This window comes from Capsulimonas corticalis (assembly GCF_003574315.2).
Taxonomy (GTDB): domain Bacteria; phylum Armatimonadota; class Armatimonadia; order Armatimonadales; family Capsulimonadaceae; genus Capsulimonas; species Capsulimonas corticalis.
This window is the reverse complement of the sequence record NZ_AP025739.1, coordinates 2,488,159-2,505,610: the sequence shown is the minus strand read 5'-3', so window position 1 is coordinate 2,505,610 and position 17,452 is coordinate 2,488,159. Positions and strand designations below refer to the sequence as shown.

General features: G+C 58.9%; 17 protein-coding genes. 16 read left to right on the top strand and 1 reads right to left on the bottom strand.

The window, feature by feature from the left end:
* From D5261_RS10665 to D5261_RS10645, 5 genes are read left to right on the top strand one after another with little or no spacing between them, the layout of a single operon-like run.
* Complete coding sequence (locus D5261_RS10665) at positions 1-822, top strand: fatty acid desaturase family protein (RefSeq protein ID WP_119323661.1); 822 nt, start codon at positions 1-3, stop codon at positions 820-822.
* Positions 819-1,799, top strand: coding sequence for an MBL fold metallo-hydrolase (locus tag D5261_RS10660; RefSeq protein ID WP_165864491.1), 981 nt, complete (start codon positions 819-821; stop codon positions 1,797-1,799). The genes D5261_RS10665 and D5261_RS10660 overlap by 4 nt, the downstream gene beginning before the upstream one ends.
* On the top strand, positions 1,796-2,818 hold the full coding sequence (locus D5261_RS10655) for a DUF4272 domain-containing protein (protein WP_119323663.1): 1,023 nt from the start codon (positions 1,796-1,798) through the stop codon (positions 2,816-2,818). The genes D5261_RS10660 and D5261_RS10655 overlap by 4 nt, the downstream gene beginning before the upstream one ends.
* Before the next feature lie 53 nt (positions 2,819-2,871).
* A complete protein-coding gene (locus D5261_RS10650; RefSeq protein ID WP_125206217.1) occupies positions 2,872-3,393 on the top strand; it encodes a nuclear transport factor 2 family protein in 522 nt (173 codons plus the stop codon).
* A gap of 33 nt (positions 3,394-3,426) precedes the next feature.
* Complete coding sequence (locus tag D5261_RS10645; protein WP_119323665.1) at positions 3,427-3,957, top strand: hypothetical protein; 531 nt, start codon at positions 3,427-3,429, stop codon at positions 3,955-3,957.
* Positions 3,958-3,988: 31 nt separating this feature from the next.
* On the opposite strand, the gene D5261_RS10640 is transcribed toward D5261_RS10645, so the two are convergent.
* Positions 3,989-4,897 (bottom strand): ADP-ribosylglycohydrolase family protein, encoded by a 909-nt coding sequence (locus tag D5261_RS10640; RefSeq protein ID WP_119323666.1) that lies wholly within the window; start codon positions 4,895-4,897, stop codon positions 3,989-3,991.
* A 70-nt stretch (positions 4,898-4,967) separates the two neighbouring features.
* On the opposite strand from D5261_RS10640, the gene D5261_RS10635 reads away from it, so the two are divergent.
* From D5261_RS10635 to D5261_RS10585, 11 genes are all read left to right on the top strand, one after another.
* Complete coding sequence (locus D5261_RS10635; RefSeq protein WP_125206218.1) at positions 4,968-5,693, top strand: class I SAM-dependent methyltransferase; 726 nt, start codon at positions 4,968-4,970, stop codon at positions 5,691-5,693.
* A 520-nt stretch (positions 5,694-6,213) separates the two neighbouring features.
* Positions 6,214-6,810: a DUF6368 family protein gene (locus D5261_RS10630; RefSeq protein ID WP_125206219.1), complete on the top strand. Its 597-nt coding sequence runs from the start codon at positions 6,214-6,216 to the stop codon at positions 6,808-6,810.
* A 308-nt stretch (positions 6,811-7,118) separates the two neighbouring features.
* A complete protein-coding gene (locus D5261_RS10625; protein ID WP_119323669.1) occupies positions 7,119-7,631 on the top strand; it encodes a hypothetical protein in 513 nt (170 codons plus the stop codon).
* 81 nt (positions 7,632-7,712) lie between these two features.
* Positions 7,713-8,150 (top strand): hypothetical protein, encoded by a 438-nt coding sequence (locus D5261_RS10620; protein ID WP_119323670.1) that lies wholly within the window; start codon positions 7,713-7,715, stop codon positions 8,148-8,150.
* 75 nt (positions 8,151-8,225) lie between these two features.
* Positions 8,226-8,828 carry a hypothetical protein gene (locus D5261_RS10615; protein ID WP_125206220.1) on the top strand — a complete coding sequence of 201 codons (603 nt, stop codon included), beginning with the start codon at positions 8,226-8,228 and terminating at the stop codon, positions 8,826-8,828.
* A 111-nt stretch (positions 8,829-8,939) separates the two neighbouring features.
* Positions 8,940-9,860: a Nif3-like dinuclear metal center hexameric protein gene (locus D5261_RS10610; protein ID WP_125206221.1), complete on the top strand. Its 921-nt coding sequence runs from the start codon at positions 8,940-8,942 to the stop codon at positions 9,858-9,860.
* Positions 9,861-9,931: 71 nt separating this feature from the next.
* On the top strand, positions 9,932-10,501 hold the full coding sequence (locus D5261_RS10605; RefSeq protein ID WP_119323673.1) for an anthranilate synthase component II: 570 nt from the start codon (positions 9,932-9,934) through the stop codon (positions 10,499-10,501).
* Between the two features lie 304 nt (positions 10,502-10,805).
* Positions 10,806-12,428 carry a DUF5050 domain-containing protein gene (locus D5261_RS10600; RefSeq protein WP_165864492.1) on the top strand — a complete coding sequence of 541 codons (1,623 nt, stop codon included), beginning with the start codon at positions 10,806-10,808 and terminating at the stop codon, positions 12,426-12,428.
* A gap of 70 nt (positions 12,429-12,498) precedes the next feature.
* A complete protein-coding gene (locus tag D5261_RS10595; RefSeq protein WP_119323675.1) occupies positions 12,499-13,434 on the top strand; it encodes a PD40 domain-containing protein in 936 nt (311 codons plus the stop codon).
* A 33-nt stretch (positions 13,435-13,467) separates the two neighbouring features.
* Positions 13,468-14,577, top strand: coding sequence for a M24 family metallopeptidase (locus D5261_RS10590; protein ID WP_119323676.1), 1,110 nt, complete (start codon positions 13,468-13,470; stop codon positions 14,575-14,577).
* 116 nt (positions 14,578-14,693) lie between these two features.
* Positions 14,694-17,249 carry a glutaminase family protein gene (locus D5261_RS10585; RefSeq protein WP_119323677.1) on the top strand — a complete coding sequence of 852 codons (2,556 nt, stop codon included), beginning with the start codon at positions 14,694-14,696 and terminating at the stop codon, positions 17,247-17,249.
* Positions 17,250-17,452: the final 203 nt, after the last annotated feature.

Sequence of the window (17,452 nt, the reverse complement as noted above, 5' to 3'; positions counted from 1 at the left end):
ATGACACAGCCGCTGCCTCCGCTTTCGCAATTGGGGGAGGATCTGACGCGGATCACGATTCGTCAGCGGGTCTGGGGGCTGGCGGTTCCGTTTCTTTGCGTCGCTGCTTATGCGGGGTTTGCGGGGGCGCGCTGGTGGCCGGCGGCGGTGCTGGCGCTGATGTATCTGAGCTTTGTCACGTATGGGTCGATCTCCCACGATCTGGTGCATCGCAATTTGGGGATGTCGCGGCGATGGAATGATCGAATGCTGTGCGCGATTGAGCTGCTGACGCTGCGCAGCGGTCATGCTTATCGCCTGGTTCACCTGCACCACCATGCGCGGTTTCCGCATGAGGATGATTTGGAGGGCCGCGCGGCGCGGATGTCGCTGCTGGGGGCGCTGGTCGATGGCGTGACTCTCCAGCCGCGCGTGTGGTTCTGGGCGATCCGCCGGGCGAAGCGGGACCGCGCTTGGATTATTGGGGAGGGGCTGGGCGTGATGGCGCTGGCGAGCGCCGCGATTGCGCTGTGGCCGGTCACGTCGGCGCCGCTGGTCTACGCCGTGCTGATCGTCATGGGAAGCTGGATCATTCCGGTGATCACGGCGTATATTCCCCACGACGCCGCGGGACGGTCGCCGCTGTTTCAGACCCGGCTCTTCCGAGGGCGCGTGGCGTCGATCGTCGCCCTGGAGCACCTATATCATCTGGAGCATCATCTGTATCCGTCGGTTCCGCATCAAAAATGGCCGGAGTTGGCGCGGCGCTTGGATCCCTATTTCGACAGAGCCGGAGTCGTTCCCATCACGCTGACGCCGTTCCGGAAACGGAGCGCGACATGATCGGCGCATGGGTCCGCCGCCTCGCCTGGCGTCCGCTGGAAGCGGCTTTTCGACGCACGCCGCTTGTGCCGCTCCGAGCGCAGGTCACCGAACCGGTCCCCGGCGTCCTCTGCATTCGAATCGATAACCTTGTGACGAAGGCCGTGTCGCGTCTGGGCGGAGGATACGATTACTCGGTGAGTTACGTGATCGACCGCGCTCTGATCGTGGATACCGGGTTCCCCTGGGCGCGCCAATGCCTGGACCAGACATTGAAGCGACTGGGGATGGGCGCCGCCATCACCGCCGTCGTGAACACGCATCACCATGAAGACCATGTTGGAAACAACGATCTGTTTGCGGCGACGACCGCGCTCTACGCCCACCCGCTCGCCCTCGCGGAGATCCGCTACCCATCGGAGCGCGCCTGGTATCGAAACTTTATGTTCGGACCGCCAACCAGCTCCCGCGCCCGCCCGATCCCGGAAACCGTGAGTACGGGCGAGCGCATCTTCACCGTTCTGCACACGCCCGGCCACTCCCCGGACCATGTGTGTCTTTACGAACCGTCGGAGGGCTGGCTGTTCAGCGGAGATCTCTATATCGCCGCCGACATCGACAGCCAGCTCCGCGAAGTCGACGGCCCCGCCTGGATCCGCAGTCTGGAGCAGGTAATCGCGCTGCGCCCCCGATGCCTCTTTGACGCCCATGGACTTACCCTCACGGACGCCGAAAGCGTCGAGGAAATTCTTACGCGCAAGCGCGACTTTCTGCTCGGGCTGCAAGGCCGGGTCCGTGAAGCCGAGGCCACCGCGCGCTCCCTCGCGGAAGTCGTCGCGTTCGTCTTCGATCAGAAGAGCGCCGTGAACCATCTCTCGTTCCACGACGGCTGGCTGGCGCTGCTCACCGGCTCGGACATGTCCCGCACGCATCTTGTACGCTCCTTTCTGGCGCAGGAGACAGACGAAACTCAACACCATCACGGACAACCTCAATGACTACACTTATCAACATTTACTCGACGTTAGGCGCCCCGCCCGCTCCCGACTTCCCGCATGCGCTTCTGGGGAGCCGCGGCCACGGCGAACCCGCGCTGGCCGGCCACCTCAACGGCTTCGGCGGATACGTTCGAAACCGAAGCGAGACGATGACGCAGACGCTCTACCATGTGCTCCTCCATATCGAGCGCACACGGAATCAATTCAGCATGAATGTGGAGGACGCGGATCTGGCTGCGCTCGCGCATTGGGCGCGCCGCGCGAACGGGATCTTGTTCACACCGGACGGCGCGGTGCGCGACTCCGAAGGGCGTATCCTCGTCGGCGCCAATGGCGAAAGCGATCCCGCAGCGCAGGTCCCCTATCCGGCGGACGCCGCCGAACGCAAGGCGCGCACCAATGCGACCCTCACCGCATCCGGCGTTCCCACGGCGCGCTCGCTGCCGCCGCTCATCAGCGCCGAGGAAGTCCAACTGCGCACGCCGTCCGAGGTCGCCCTGAGATCGCTGGGTCTGTTCATTCCCTGCGTACGCGCCGAATCCCTGAATGAGAACGACCCGCTCCCCATCGCCGAGTTAAGAAACCGCTGTCCCGTCGGCTTTGAAGGTCTGACGCCGGCGGAGCGCCACTTTCTCTTTGCCGCCTCCCCAATCAAACAGGACATCATCAACTTCGCCTGGCGCTACGAAGCGCTGGCCGTCCTCCAGTGGGCGCTCCGCTTATCGGACAGCCTCCCCTGGCCGTCGCAAATCTGCGATGTGCCCCAAGCCGCGCGCGGCGCGCTGGACAACAACACAAAAGCATTTGTCCAATCCGCCACCCTGCGCCCCGCCGCAGAGATCCTCGACGCGCTCGACCTCCACTACCGTCTGCACTGGGCCGTTACAGAAGCCCGCGTCCAGCGGCAAGCGCCCCCGGCAAACGTGAATGCGAGCGTGGTCAAGGAACGCCACCACGCCCTCAACTGGCTGGTTCGATTCCAAAACAGCGACTGGGACGATGTCGACACGCCGACGTAAAAAAGCCGATCAAAGCAATAAAACAACTCACCATCAGAATCAGGAACAAACAAATGCGAAAACATTGGGCAGCCGCAGTTTTCTTACTGCTATCGGTAACAGCGACATCCCAGGCGCGAAATGACGATGCGGGAGTACGAAAAGAGTTGAACGCGAGCTATCATCGCATGGATCAGGCTTTGAGCGGAAGCGGAGGTCAGCAGCTAATCTCCGCGATCGACGATACTCTGGCGAAAGGTCCATACCGTGATGAGCTGATGCTCAGAGCAAAGCACACCATGGCGGCTGGCGGAGATAAAGAGAGAGTACGCACCATCCAGATAAAAACCACGATTACGAAGCTGGCGGTATCTGGCAATGTCGCTCTCGTAAATATCTTTCAAAAAGGCGACCTCATACAAAAAGACATGACTGGAGAGTTCGGGCCTAAAGGGGCGACACATCATCTGACAGGCGGCGGCTATTATTTGGATAAATGGGTGAAGCAAGCGGGAAAATGGCGTCTGCTCAGTGAGACTTTCCAAAACGAGACGATGTTTGTTGACGGCAAAAAGATGCCCTCGCCCAGCAACTAACATCAACAAAACCAACAGAAAAGGAATGAAGTGATGTGGCCGTTTTCGAAGAAAAAAGAGGGGGCGGCTGAAGCCGGCGAGGCGAAGCCTAAGAGCGGTCCAGAAGTATATCACGGGATGCGTGAGTTTGCGCTTAAGACAAAGCCGGAAGACATCGGGCTTAATGCAAAGCCCGGGGAGCCTTACGGGGTCTTGATGGATCTTGCGACTTCCAGCGGTTCCGCGACCCTCATGACGATGTGTGAAGGCAGCGTCAGCATTTACTACAGCGGCGGCGGCGGGCTTTTAGGCGGAGTTGGGCATGACAGCGTCCGAAACGCCGGCCTGGCGTTGATCGCCGCCGCAGGGGATTATCTCACTCTTATGCAGACGACGCAATCTTTTCCGTTGCCCAAACAGAATCACGTGCGATTTTACGTTCTCACGCCGGAAGCCGTCCACACATACGAGGCGAACTGGGACGCGCTTGGGAATAACCACGATCCGCTTTCTCCGTTATTCCATCTTGGAGACAACGTAATCACACAATTCCGCCTGGTTTCTGAAAAACAAGGACACGGCTAACGAGCGCAAGCGTTAGGGGAGCTCATCGACGCTATCTCCAATCGGGCAGCGGTTCGCGTCGGCGGCGCCATTCGGCGGGGATGCCGTCGGCGCCGGTATAGCAGGCGACAACGCCGCCGACAATGGCGCATGTGGTGTCGCGGTCGCCGAGGCCGGAGACGGTCAGCCAGAGCGCTTCTTCGTAGCTGTCCAGGCGCTCGCCCGCGCACCAGAGGCTGAAGGGGACGGTGTCCTGGGCCGAGATGCCGACGCCGTTGCCGAGCACCGCAACGGCGTGGCGCACGGACGCGCCGTCGTCCATATCCCGCGCCAGGCGCAGACGCGCGCGCACTTCGCTGTCGGGAACGTGCGCGATGACGGCGCTCAGAAATTCGGCGCGCCCTGGCCGGCCGCCGCCCGAAAGACTTGCGGCAATCGCCGCGCCCACCGCAACGGCGACCGCACCCGCGATGGCTTCGGAATTCGTATGCGTGGTGATCGACGACAGCTCGGCCTGCTCCGCCACCTTGCCCAGATCGTCCGCAAAGTATGCTCCGATCGGGGCAACGCGCATCGCGGAGCCGTTGCCAAACGATCCTCGGCCGCCGAACTGCGCGCCGGCCAGCGTACGCCATCGCGACGGCCAAACGGCGATATCGGCAAGCAGCCCATGCATCGTCGGGCCATACCCCCGCGTGTTGTCGTAACGCGCGGCGAAGTCCGCCGCCAGCAAGTCCGGCAGGACCGCCCCTTGATCGCGCAGCATATTGTAGACGGACAGCGCCATCATCGTATCGTCCGTAAACAGCCAAACTCCCTCCGGAGTCTCGCGCCGCTCGATCTTCGGCTCAACGATCTCCGGCAAATTGAAGAAAAGGCTGCCGAACGCATCGCCGACGCTCACGCCTTCAAGCGACGCGAACGCCCGATCAAGTCGCGAAATATGCGGGTCTTCTTGCATTTGGGTACTCTTTCCGACGAAACGCGATCAATATGGCTCCATTATTGCAGATCAAGAAACAAACCGCGTTGTGCGCGCCGTCGCCCATAGAGAAAAATATCAGATGACACACTCGGACGAAAAACTCGACGGACAATCCGCCACGCGACGGGTCTACGAAGACATCGAAGTGGCGCGAGCGTTTACAAAGAAGACCTTGGAGAACCGTCAGATTGAAGTCCCTCCTCATCTTCGGACATTCGCGGAAAGTCTCGCCGGACCCCGCCTCATCGATCTCGGCTGCGGCCCCGGCATACACGCGCAGCAATTCGCAGATCTGGGATTTGCAGTCACCGCCATCGATTATTCCGAAGCCATGATCCAAATCGCCAGGGAAAGATCGTCAAGGGAAAGATCGTCATCGGACAACCCAGCGTTCCTCCGTTTAGACATGCGAGAGATCGGAACAGCTTTCGCCGCCCAATCCTTCGACGGCGCGTGGATCTCCGCCTCTCTCATTCACGTCCCCGAAAGCGATGTCCCTACCTTCCTCCATGACTTACATCGTATCCTCACGCCCAGCGGCCGCACGCGGATCTCGCTTAAGATGGGGCCGCAGGGTCCGCAAATGATCCACGACGACAAATACGGCATAGGCATCGAACGACAGTTCATCTTCTGGCAGGAAGATAACTTCGCGGCCCTGCTCCGCGAAGCCAATTTCACCATCGATCACATAGAAACGGCGCAGGGCGGCATGACCGGAAACAGCCCCACCACCTGGATTATCTTCAGCGCCCACACGAATGCCGGATGAACCTCGGAACTGCCCCAATCGCCGCCTTGACAGAACCCGTCCCTATCCAGTATCATAATCCCATGATCACAGGCGCGCAAACACAGACCCGCCGATGGTGGCGCCCCACACCGCTGGGGATGCCGTCGCCTGTATACGCCTAAGATCAATCCGATTTTGCGAAGTTTACAGAAGCCGGGCATCCTTGCACAACAGGGAAGTCCGGCTATTTTTGTTTCTGAGGTACAAGGAGTGCAGTAATGGGAGGAGCGTAAGACAATGACGTTCGCTCTTGAAGTGGCGCCCGAAGAAGCACTCCTCCGCCTGCGAGCCACGTGCGCCAGCTTGATTCCTGAGGCACTAGGCCAGTCGGAAATGGGACTTGGGGAGACATCAAATTGGTCAGAAGTGGCGGCGGCTTGTGATGCCGCATGACTTCAGTCGCCTAACTTTGAGCGGCGCCATACACTCAATTGGCTCGTCCGTTTCAGCGGCGACGGGACGACTCGACACGCCGACGTAACGGAAAGGAGGAGATACCGTGGGTGGACCAAGTTGCTCAATACTCGTCGCCCGCGAACTCGATGAGACCCAACACGAGGCGCTGGATCGGTATATGGACAGCATCAGCACAGGTCATGATGGGAACGAATATCAGGTTCGGAATCTCAGAAGCAAGACTTGGAAAGTCACGCTGCCACTGCCGGGCCTCTTCTGGGTAGGCGTGGAGCCATGCGAATGGAACCCAGGTTCTTCGCACAATCATCTATTCGCGGAAGCGTTTGGGTTTGCGCCGCGCCAATATATTGGCTGCTCCTCGATCTGCTCCGGCGAGCATAACGACCGCATCCTCGGCGAGATTGTTGCGGCCATCTCCGAGATTATCGACGGAATTGTCGACTTTGAGTCGTGTCTATGGCCGCCCCTGCCGCTCGAATGCCCTTACGATCACACGGCCTTGCGCAAGAGAGCGCGTTGGTCGGAGGATTGCGAGCCCGCATTTCGCAATATGGTGAAGAGGATGCCCGGCCGAGTCGTCGGGATACCGATCGATGGAAAAGATTGGGTCACACACTACGCGGACTCTCGGTTTATGCGCGCATGGATGGGAAAACCACGCAAGCATTATCTATACTGACGTTGATTCAAAAGGACGATCATATGACACTGGCGGCGGTCAGCAAGGCGCCGCCGAAAGCGACGGCGACGGAGTGCGATGTTGTGGATGATCTTGACAGGACCCGTCCCTATCCAGTATCATAACCCCATGATCACAGGCGCGCAAACACAAATCCGCCGATGGTGGCGCCCCACACCGCTGGGGATGCCGTCGCCTGTACACGCCTGACATTTTGTTGCGAAGAGCGTAGAATACAGAAGCCGGACATTCCCCATTGATGGAGTGTCCGGCTTTTTGTTTGAGTTGTCCATATTGAGGAAATCGCCATGGCCCTTGGGGCTGAAATGATATTTCGCGTGGAGGCCCTTCCATTGGGAGGCACGCCGGAAAGCCTATGGCAGCAACTGACGATGGAGCCGACGCTCCCTATCGATCCGTCCGATGACTTCTATATCGGCGGCCCGATTGCTGCGATTGATTCAGAGGATCTCAAATGTTATTTGAGCTACTTCACACCGCCCCACGAGACTTACATTCGCTCGGGATTATGGCTGAACCTTAACCTCTATAAGGACTATTTTGGAGTTGGTTACGAACGGGGAGATCTCCCGCTATTTATCAAAATTGCAGAATGGTTAGAAGCGCGTCTAGAAGGGTGCGACGTATTTTACGGCGAAGACTGCAATGCTGTTGTCCACCCATTCACTCAGGATTTGAGATTCAAGCTTCTCATCCATTATCAAAAGACTCTCGGTCTTAACTATCGGTCAGACGATCCCGTCATTAGGGCGAAGCTGCAAAAGGCAAGAGATGAGTTTAATTTACAATGCAGATCCTAAGGACCGTCATTGCTTCGAGTTTTTTGCGATATGATTATCACTTAGAACTAGCTGACAGTCTTATGACTAACGAGGTAATGAATGTCTGAAACCAATAAAATTGACGAGATTGTCGATTTTCCTGTTCATTTCCTAAGTTGTGAAATCGGTATAATCAAGCCTATGAATGCGGACAAGGACTTATACAATATTGAAATTCCAATTGTCCCTTTCGAATTAGACGATGAACGCGTAAAGACATCGATCCGGCTCGATTGGATTGATTTTGGTGATAAAACGATCACAGAATTGACCAATACTGCATTTATATTTCCTGTCAACCCGGAGGAAGGATATATCGAAGGATCGATCTACCTACGATCCGCGCACAACCCAGTCGATGTCACGCGCATTGATTTCGATAATCTGACAGATAATATTCTAGCAGCCGCACTTGATATGAGAATCCTATTCGAGTTTGAGGACATTGGTTTCAAAAATATAGATTATACATTGAACGCTCGTCTACGAATAAAGTAATTGGGGAATTCGGCCGAGCCGAGGGGTGAACGAACGATGTGCCAACTACTTTCAATTAACACCTTTGAGGAATGGGTGGCGTACATATTCGACCATCCCTTCAGCGTACCAGCCTGGCATTGGGACTTGAATACGCCGTCCTGGAATGAGGAGGAGCATAACGCCCAGGTTGTTGAGTACATGACGGCGCTGTTCGAAAACGCCGGCGATGTGCTGGCGCCGTTCTCAAACGCTCAGCTCAATCAAGGTTTTTGGCTCTTGGCAAGCAACACCGGCTCAAATCATATGTATGCGCTGCTGGACGAAGCCGTTCCCTGGCCAAGTCGGAAGCGATGTATTGAGGCGATGGAGCAGCTGTTCCGACAATGCTTTGCTCAGCGGTGTTCGTCGTATGTTTTTTATGAGCAGCCCGGAGGCGCTCCCGAATCCGACGCGCTCAACGAGATATGTTATCTGTGGTTCGATATTATTCCGATCCACGGTAAACCCGACGAAATCGGACGGCGTCAAGTCGACAGTGTTTTCCTGGACACGATCGAGAGTATCTTATATATCGAAAATGACGCGTGTCGCGAAAGCGGATCTCACGGCATGGACCTGTGGGCGTTTTACTACCCTGACAGAGTCGCCAGCGCCTTGGAGCGATTGGGCCACCATACGGGCGATCCGCGCCGCTAGGCGATACGCTAAGTGCGCGTCTACAAAATATATATCATAGAGCGACAGGCATGATATCTAAAATACCATTGATCTGTTCAGTCGGAGATAATTTTGGGAAAGGAGATCGCCATGCAAAAGCTCGCACACATCGTAAGCGCGCTTGATGACCTCTTCAAGATCAAGCAAGTCGACAGCGATCCCGCGTTTCGGCAGTTTGTGCCGATGACTTATGAGCCTCTCGGTGTCGATTGGCGCGGCTACTTCGAGCCAGAGTTTTGCACTCGGTTCAACGGGCTTACGATACGTGGTCACGAAGATGTCGGCGCTGTATTCTGCGGCGTGTTCCCAAGTGAAATCGTCATCGATCGATTTATCCAGCAGGCGCGGCCTGGCGATCTGTTCTTTTCGCATCATGCTCTCGACATGCGGATGGGCGATCCTCGGGGCAAATCGCAGCCAGAACCGTTCATCATTCCCATCCCCGAGGCGCAGCTTCAGGCGATGCGCGAACGCGGTCTGTCGTACTATTCGTGCCATATACCGATGGACTTGAACTGGCAAATTGGCACGACAGCAGCGATTATCGAGATAATTGGGGCGACAATCGTGGACCATGTTTACGACGGGGAACACGGACCGTACGGAGCAATCTGTGAACTCGCGCCGCGCAGCACCGACACTTTGATCGCCGAGCTCATCGCGGCGATGGACCTTCCCTATGAGGAGTTCCTCGGCGCGAAGCATAACGAACTCACGCGCATTGCGATCGTCGCCGGCGCCGGAACACGCGTCGAGCTCTACGAGGAGGCGCAATCCAAGGGAGCGCAGACGTATGTGACCGGCGAAATCCGAAATCATATCGACAACGAAATTGGCCGATCGCGCGACGCCCGAATCATGGAGTATGCCAAGACGACGCCCATGTCGCTGATCGGGACATCGCATGCGGCTTCGGAGTACTTGGTCATGAAAACGCAGATGAAAGCGTGGTTTGAAAACGTCATGCACTCTGACGTTCGCCTGCTGCCAGAGAATCACTGGTGGCGTTGAACGCGGGAATGGGCGCGGATACGTCACGACATTGCAAACTCACATTTGATACGCTTAAGGAAACAGATATTATGTCAAAAGTGCTCGTCATCGATAACTACGACTCTTTCACTTACAACCTTGTCCAATACCTGGGCGAGATGGGCGCGGACCTAGACGTCCGCCGCAATGATACGCTCACGGTCGCCGACATTAAAGCGCTGGCGCCGGAGAAGATTTTAATATCGCCGGGGCCGGGGACGCCGGATGAGGCGGGGATTACGCTGGAGGTGATCCGGGAGCTGGGGGCGACGGTTCCGATTTTTGGCGTTTGCCTGGGAATGCAGGCGCTGGGGCAGGCGGTCGGCGGCAAGGTGATCCGGGCGGATAAGCTGATGCATGGGAAGACTTCGGCGATCACGCATACCGGGAAGGGCGTGTTTGCCGGGCTGCCGTCGCCGCTGGAGGCGACTCGGTACCATTCGCTGATCGTGGAGCGGGCGACGCTGCCGGATAGCGTGGAGATTACGGCGGAATCGGCGGATGGGGAGATTATGGGACTGAAGCATAAGACGTGGCCGCTGGAGGGGGTGCAATTTCATCCGGAATCCGTGCTGACCGAGCATGGAAAACAGATGATCCGGAATTTCCTGGAAAACTGACCAGGTTTCCCCCAGTCACGCGTCATTACGGCGCTGCGACGGCCGATCGCTCTCTGAGGAGCGATCGGCCGTTTTTGTTTTACCACGCAACACTTTTATTTTGCAATAAATAGAGATCAAGCCGAATCTGAAAGATACCATACATAGGCTCCCGCCTGGACTGGGTACACTCCTATTCGGAAAATCTGTGCCGGCCACGCATCGCAAACAGACGATCTTGTTATGAAGGGGACGCTCACAGCAGTCGGCGCTCTTCATGATGCCTGGCGTTCTCTCATTTCACAATCTTGAAAGAGGCACACGATTGACAAGAAATTCACTCTACCGCGCTGTTTCCGCATCGGCGCTTTTCCTCAGCGTGACCGCGCTGCCGGGATGTGGCGGCGGCGGCGGCTCGTCCTCCAGCAGCACTTCCACGCCGACCGGTGGAGAACAGACGCAAACGTTTGGCGCGCTGACCGCGAATGTGGTCGGCGCCTTGCAAACGCCGGTTGTCGGCGCTTCCGCGAATACCGTTGTCACGGGGGTGGCGGGCGCCAGCATCACCACGCTTCAAGCCGCACAGTCTCCGAACCTTAGCTACACGCAGATCGCGTTTGATCGCAACGGAGAGGTTTACACGATATCTCCCAACGGCGCAAACGCCGCCGAGCTCACAAGTGATCTCATCACATATTCAAACGCCACAACGCCGGTGTGGCTCCTCAATAACTCCAAGATCGCGTTCTCACGTTATGACACTACGGTGTCACATTTCCAAATCTTCACGATCAACGCCGATAAAACGGGAATGGTGCGACTGACGGATGGGACAAGCGACTGCTTCAACCCCAGCGCATCCCCCACAAACTCGGCCATTCTGTACGACACATACAATTCCAGCGCCGGAGCACAACAGATCTACTCGATTAACCCCACCGGCGGAGCCGCGACGCGCCTCAGCACCGGAGTATCCGTTGATAATGACCCCACGTGGTCGCCGGATGGCTCCAAGTACGCTTACGTCCATTACGACTCAACGGCGGGACACTATCAAATCTATATTGCAAATGCGAATGGTTCCGGAGCACACGCCGTATTCTCGGCTTATGCTACCTATGACTTTTTTGAGCCGGCGTGGTCTCCCGATGGAACCAAGATTGCCTTTGTCTGGAAGAACGGCTCCAACTATCACATCTATGCGGGGCTGGTCAGCGGCGCCAGCTTACAAGGCCTCACCTCCTCGAGTTATGATGATTTTTACCCCGCATGGGCTCCGGACGGCAGTAAAATCACCTTCAGCCGCACGGACTCCACGGGACATTCTCAAATCTATGTCGCCAATGCGGATGGGACACAGCCAGCAAGGATTTCCGACGGCTCCGCGAACGACGCCACTCCCTCCTGGTCCACGCTCATCACCAAGCGTTACTTTGTCGGGCCCGCAGGCTACAACTACGGAACCGCGGCTTCCGGATTCCTGTACAGCCAGCAAGGGACGGCAATCACCAGTCTGCTGACATTCGACGCGACGACGCCTTCGGGAACCAGAGTTGCGGCGCTTCCCACCGACGTCGCCAATGCGCCAAATCTGATCTTTACGATTTCGGCGTCCGATGCTCTCACCGGATTAAAGTATTGGAATGGATTGACGTCCACTTACGTGCGTGTGATTGGAGCCGGCTCAACGCTCGCGACCGCCACGAACGCTATTGTCAGCTTCGACGCCGCTACGGGACTCGTCGCCTCCGTGCTGCCGTACGCCACGAGCCACGTCGTCAAGGCGCAATCCACGGACGCGCTCCAGTCGCACATTTCGGGCGGCGCGATCGTTCTGCAAGGCAAGTTCCTGGCGGCTATGGACGGCAAAGGGAACAATAAGGCGCCGCAGGGGGCCTCTGAGGTTCGCATCGATTCGCACACGGGAGAGATCCTGAGCGTGCAATAAACGACACGACGATCCGGTTTTTCCAAACTCCAAGGCGCGAGCCTTTTTGCGAGAGCTTAAGGAGCACCCTGTGGCGCGCAATTCGTTTCATTGGACGATGGCGGCGATACTGCTCGGCGGCGGCGTCAACATTGGCGCCGCCGCGAAAGCTCACCATGCGGCGCATCCCGCTCACCCTCGCTCCGATCGGATCGCCTTCGATCGGGTCGGTCAGGTGTGCGTGATGTCGCCGCGCGACGGGCGCGTCACGCACATCACCACGGATGCGCCGGTTTATGGAGACCCAACGTCGCCGTCGTGGAGCCCGGACGGCTCGAAGATCGCGTTCCGGCGCTATGATCCGTCGGTAAGCCGCTTTCAGATCTTTCTGATTCATGCGGATGGAACCGGGAAAGTCCGATTGACGGATGGCAAAGACCTTTGCGCCGATCCACGATTTTCGCCCGATGGAAAGACAATTCTCTTCAGCGCGTATCACGACGCTATCGGACATTACAGGATCTACTCGCTCAATGTTTCCAGCGGACGCGCCAAGCGGCTCAGCCATGGCCCCGGAGAAGACGGATCTCCCACATGGTCCCCGAGCGGCTCCCGCTACGCCTACATCCATTTCGATCCCGCGCAAGGGCGCTCCCAAATCTTTATCGCCAGCGCCGATGGATCGGGCGCGCACCCTGCCTTTCCGGCAATGGCGCGCCACAACTTCGACGCGCCCGCATGGTCCCCAGACGGCCGAAAGATCGCGTTCACCTGGAAGCGCAATGGGCGCTCACGTATTTACGTGCTGCGGCTTCATCGCAAATCCCGTCTTCGGGAATGGATACACACCCAGTACGATGACTTCTCGCCCGCGTGGTCCCCGGATGGGCGGCAAATCGCATTCTGCCGTGTTGCGGTCAACACCAAAAGCCAGATTTATGTCGCGAACGCCAATGGCGCCCACCCGCGCCAAATCTCGGACGGCTCCACAACCGACAGCACGCCCGCATGGCGTCCGCACTTGTGAGCGGCGGCGCGGCGGGGTACAATCGTCTCATCTATGAACATCTACGAACAGCGATTGAGCCGCGTGCGCACAGAGATGGCGCTTCAGGGACTGGACACGCTGATCCTGACGCCCGGCGCCGCGATGCGCTATCTGACGGGATTCAGCGAGGAAGGCTACGAGCGCCTGCTGGCGCTGATCGTGCCGGACGACCAGCCGTGGCTGTTCATCACGCCGGCGATCAACGCGGAGCAGGTGCGCGCGAACCCGGCGGGCGTCACGGACGTGCGCGTTTGGGACGACGCCGGCGGCTGGGAAACGTTGCTGGCGGAAGTGTTCGTGGACCTGACGCTCGATATTGGAATCGTCGGGCTCGACGAAAGCATGCCCGCGCGCTTCGCATTGAAGATCCAGGGATTGGCGCCGACCACACTGCTGAAACTCGCCGGCTCGGCCATCGAACCGCTGCGCGCCGCCAAGGATACGCTGGAGCTGGCCGCGATGCAGCACGCCGCCGATGTCACGGATTCGCTGATTCCCATCGTCTACGACGCCTGCAAGATCGGCGCGACCGAACGCAGCGTCGCACTGGCGATTGAAACGAGCCTGAACGAGCGCGGACACACCACGTCGTTCGGATCGATCATCGGCGCGGGCGCGAACGGAGCGCTGCCGCACCACCATACCGGCAAAACACGCATCAAAAGCGGCGACGTGATGGTGCTGGACTTCGGCGCGAAGGTCGACGGCTACTGCGGCGACATCACGCGCGTCGCGGCCATCGAGCATGCCAGCGATGAGGCCAAACGTGTCTACGAGATCGTCTACGCGGCGCATCAAGCGGCGGTGGCCGCCGTGCAGCCCGGCGCGACCGGGCATGATGTGGACGCCGCCGCGCGCAAGGTGATCGCCGACGCCGGCTATGGCGACTTCTTCCTGCACCGCACCGGACACGGCATCGGCCTGGAAGACCACGAGTCCCCTTACATCGTCGAAGGCAACCGCATCAAGCTACAGCCGGGCAACTGCTGCTCGATCGAGCCGGGGATCTATCTGCCCGGCAAGTTCGGCGTGCGCCTGGAAAACATCTTCACCGTCACCGAAGACGGAGCCGCGCGCGTGTTCAATGAGGCGATCGCGCCGGAAATCCCCATCCTCGGCTGAGAGAATGGCCGCTCACGATGTGCTTTTGACGAAGACGCGTGTGCGTTTCGACTATGGTCCTTTTGTGCGTGGAATGGTAAAATTGGGCAGTAACCTCGAAGATAGGTATAATCCCAATGAAACCATTTGCGTCCAAGACATTCGTCGCATTCGCGGCGGCGTCGGCGCTCCTGCCGCTGCGCGGCGCGGGAGCGGAAACTGACCTTCGCCCGCCGTCCGTCCCGCTCGTCACCTTCAACCCGTATCTCAGTGTCTGGTCCCCGGCGGATCACCTCAATGAAGCGACCACGCAGCATTGGACCAAGCGCGACCACGCCCTGGTCAGCTTGATTCGCATCGATGGGCAGACCTACCGTCTGATGGGCAACGACCCGGTAGACACGCCCGTGCTGCCGCAGGTCGGCCTCAAAGTGCTGCCGACGCGCAGCATCTACGAATTCGAAAACGCCGCCGTCCACGTCACCATGACGTTCACCACGGCCGCGCTGCCGAGCGATCTGAACGTGCTGTCCCGCCCGCTCTCTTACATCACCTGGGAAGTCAAATCGGTCGACGGCGCCGCCCACACCGTCTCCCTCTACGACAGCACCAGCTCCCAGCTCGCCGTGAACACTCCCGAACAGCCGGTCGTCTGGAAGCGCGCGACGTTCGGACCGCTGACGGCGCTCAGCGTCGGAACCAAGGCGCAGACCCTGCTGACTCCGCCCGGAGACGACACCCGCATCGACTGGGGCTACGCTTATGCGGCCGCGAACTCCGCACAGTCGAAATCGGCGATTGGCGGCGACGCCGCGCTGACGGCGTCGTTCGTCAAGAGCGGCGCGCTGACGGCGACGGATGACAGCCGCATGCCGCGTCCCACCACCGACGATCAGCCCGTCCTCGCGTTCACCTTCGATCTGGGCAAGGTCGGCAAGACCGCCGTATCGCGCCACATAAGCGTGGCCTACGATGAGATTTACACGGTCAAGTTCTTCGGCGAAAACCTGCGCCCCTACTGGCGCCGCAACGGCGCCACGCCGTCCACCATGCTGCAAGCGGCCGAAAAAGATTACGCCGACGTGCAGACGCGCTGCGCGAGCTTCGACACCGAGCTAATGGCCGACCTGACCAAAGTCGGCGGCGCCAAGTACGCGCAGATCACCGCCCTCGCCTACCGCCAGTGCTTCGCCGCAAACGGCCTGGCGGCGGACAAAAACGGCAAGCCGCTCTTCTTCACCAAGGAGAACACCAGCAACGGCGATATCGCCACCGTGGACGTCATCTTCCCGATGGAGCCGATCTGGATCATGCTCAGCCCGACGCTCGCGAAAGCCTCGCTCGCGCCGGTGCTCGCCTACGGCGCATCGGACCACTGGAAGTTCCCCAACTCCCCGCATGACCTGGGCACTTACCCCGTCGCGCGCGGCACTGACGACGGCGGCGAGCAGATGCCGGTCGAAGAATCCGGCAATATCCTGATCGACTGCGACGCCATCGCCAAAGCCGAAGGAAATGCGGACTTCGTGACTCCCTGGTGGCCGCAGATCACGCAGTGGGCTCAGTATCTGGAGCAGTACGGCCTGGACCCCGAGGACCAGCTCTGCACCGACGACTTTATGGGACATCTGGCGCACAACGCGAACCTCTCAATCAAGGGTATCCTCGCGCTGGCCGCCTACAGCGACCTGTGCCGGATGCGCGGCGAGACGGCCAACGCCGACAAGTATTCGGCGATCGCCAAAGCGGACGCGGCGCACTGGGCGAAAGTCGCCGACGCTGGCGACCACTCGCTGCTGGCGTTTGATAAGCCGAATACCTGGAGCCAGAAGTACAATCTTGTCTGGGACAAAGTTCTCGGCCTGAACGTCTTCCCCGACAACACGGGGCAGAAAGAAGTCACCTATTACAAGACGGTGATGCAGAAGTACGGCGTCCCTCTCGACTCGCGCACCCATATCACGAAGACCGACTGGTCGATCTGGAGCGCGACGCTCGCCGATAACCAGGCCGACTTCGAAGCCGTGATCACGCCGATCTATGATTACCTGAACACGACCACGTCGCGCTCCCCGATCATGGACTCGTACGTCACGGACGACATTCATAGCGACGGCATGCACGCCCGCCCGGTCGTCGGCGGTTTCTTCATCAAGGCGCTGACCGACCAGGCCATTTGGAAGAAGTGGGCGAGCCGCGACACCGCCAAAATCTCAGGATGGGCGCCGCTGCCTCCGAAGCCAGTCACCAAGGATGTCGTCCCGACCTCCGAGACCACGCCGCAGACCTGGCGCTACACCACCGACAAGCCCGCGGACAACTGGACGGCGGCGAACTTCGACGACTCCAGCTGGAAGGAAGCCCCGGCGGGCTTCGGCAACAACGGCGCGCACCATACCGACTGGGGAACGGCCGACATCTGGATCCGCCGCACGGTCACGCTCCCGGCAGGCCCCTATCGCAACCTGCAGTTCAGCGTGTTCCATGACGAGGATATCGACGCCTATATCAACGGCGTCCTCGCCGCGACCGAGGGCGGCTGGACCACCAGCTACACGCTGCTGGACATCGCGCCCGAAGCGCGCGCGCTGATCAAACCCGGCGCCGCGATCACCCTCGCCGCCCATGTCCACCAGACCACCGGCGGCCAGGGCGTCGACCTGGGAATCGTCGACGTACAGCCGGCGAAATAACACCTCTCTCGTCAGAGGCGGCGGCTCATCGCCGCCTCTGATCTCTGTGTTTTACAAAGCAAGCAGCCTCATAGCTTCTTCACTCCGATTGAAATATTTCAATAAGAAATGTGCTTTTCACGAAGGTTTTCGTGCGTTCTGGGTATTCCCATTTGGCGGAACGAGTGGTAAGATATTGGCATTCGAATACGCTTACCAAGATT

Bases quoted from the DNA above. Each gene is read 5' to 3' on its own strand.
- D5261_RS10665 (WP_119323661.1), top strand. From the start codon at position 1: ATGACACAGCCGCTGCCTCCGCTTTCGCAATTGGGGGAGGATCTGACG.
- D5261_RS10660 (WP_165864491.1), top strand. From the start codon at position 819: ATGATCGGCGCATGGGTCCGCCGCCTCGCCTGGCGTCCGCTGGAAGCG.
- D5261_RS10655 (WP_119323663.1), top strand. From the start codon at position 1,796: ATGACTACACTTATCAACATTTACTCGACGTTAGGCGCCCCGCCCGCT.
- D5261_RS10650 (WP_125206217.1), top strand. From the start codon at position 2,872: ATGCGAAAACATTGGGCAGCCGCAGTTTTCTTACTGCTATCGGTAACA.
- D5261_RS10645 (WP_119323665.1), top strand. From the start codon at position 3,427: ATGTGGCCGTTTTCGAAGAAAAAAGAGGGGGCGGCTGAAGCCGGCGAG.
- D5261_RS10640 (WP_119323666.1), bottom strand. From the start codon at position 4,897: ATGCAAGAAGACCCGCATATTTCGCGACTTGATCGGGCGTTCGCGTCG.
- D5261_RS10625 (WP_119323669.1), top strand. From the start codon at position 7,119: ATGGCCCTTGGGGCTGAAATGATATTTCGCGTGGAGGCCCTTCCATTG.
- D5261_RS10620 (WP_119323670.1), top strand. From the start codon at position 7,713: ATGTCTGAAACCAATAAAATTGACGAGATTGTCGATTTTCCTGTTCAT.
- D5261_RS10610 (WP_125206221.1), top strand. From the start codon at position 8,940: ATGCAAAAGCTCGCACACATCGTAAGCGCGCTTGATGACCTCTTCAAG.
- D5261_RS10605 (WP_119323673.1), top strand. From the start codon at position 9,932: ATGTCAAAAGTGCTCGTCATCGATAACTACGACTCTTTCACTTACAAC.
- D5261_RS10590 (WP_119323676.1), top strand. From the start codon at position 13,468: ATGAACATCTACGAACAGCGATTGAGCCGCGTGCGCACAGAGATGGCG.
- D5261_RS10585 (WP_119323677.1), top strand. From the start codon at position 14,694: ATGAAACCATTTGCGTCCAAGACATTCGTCGCATTCGCGGCGGCGTCG.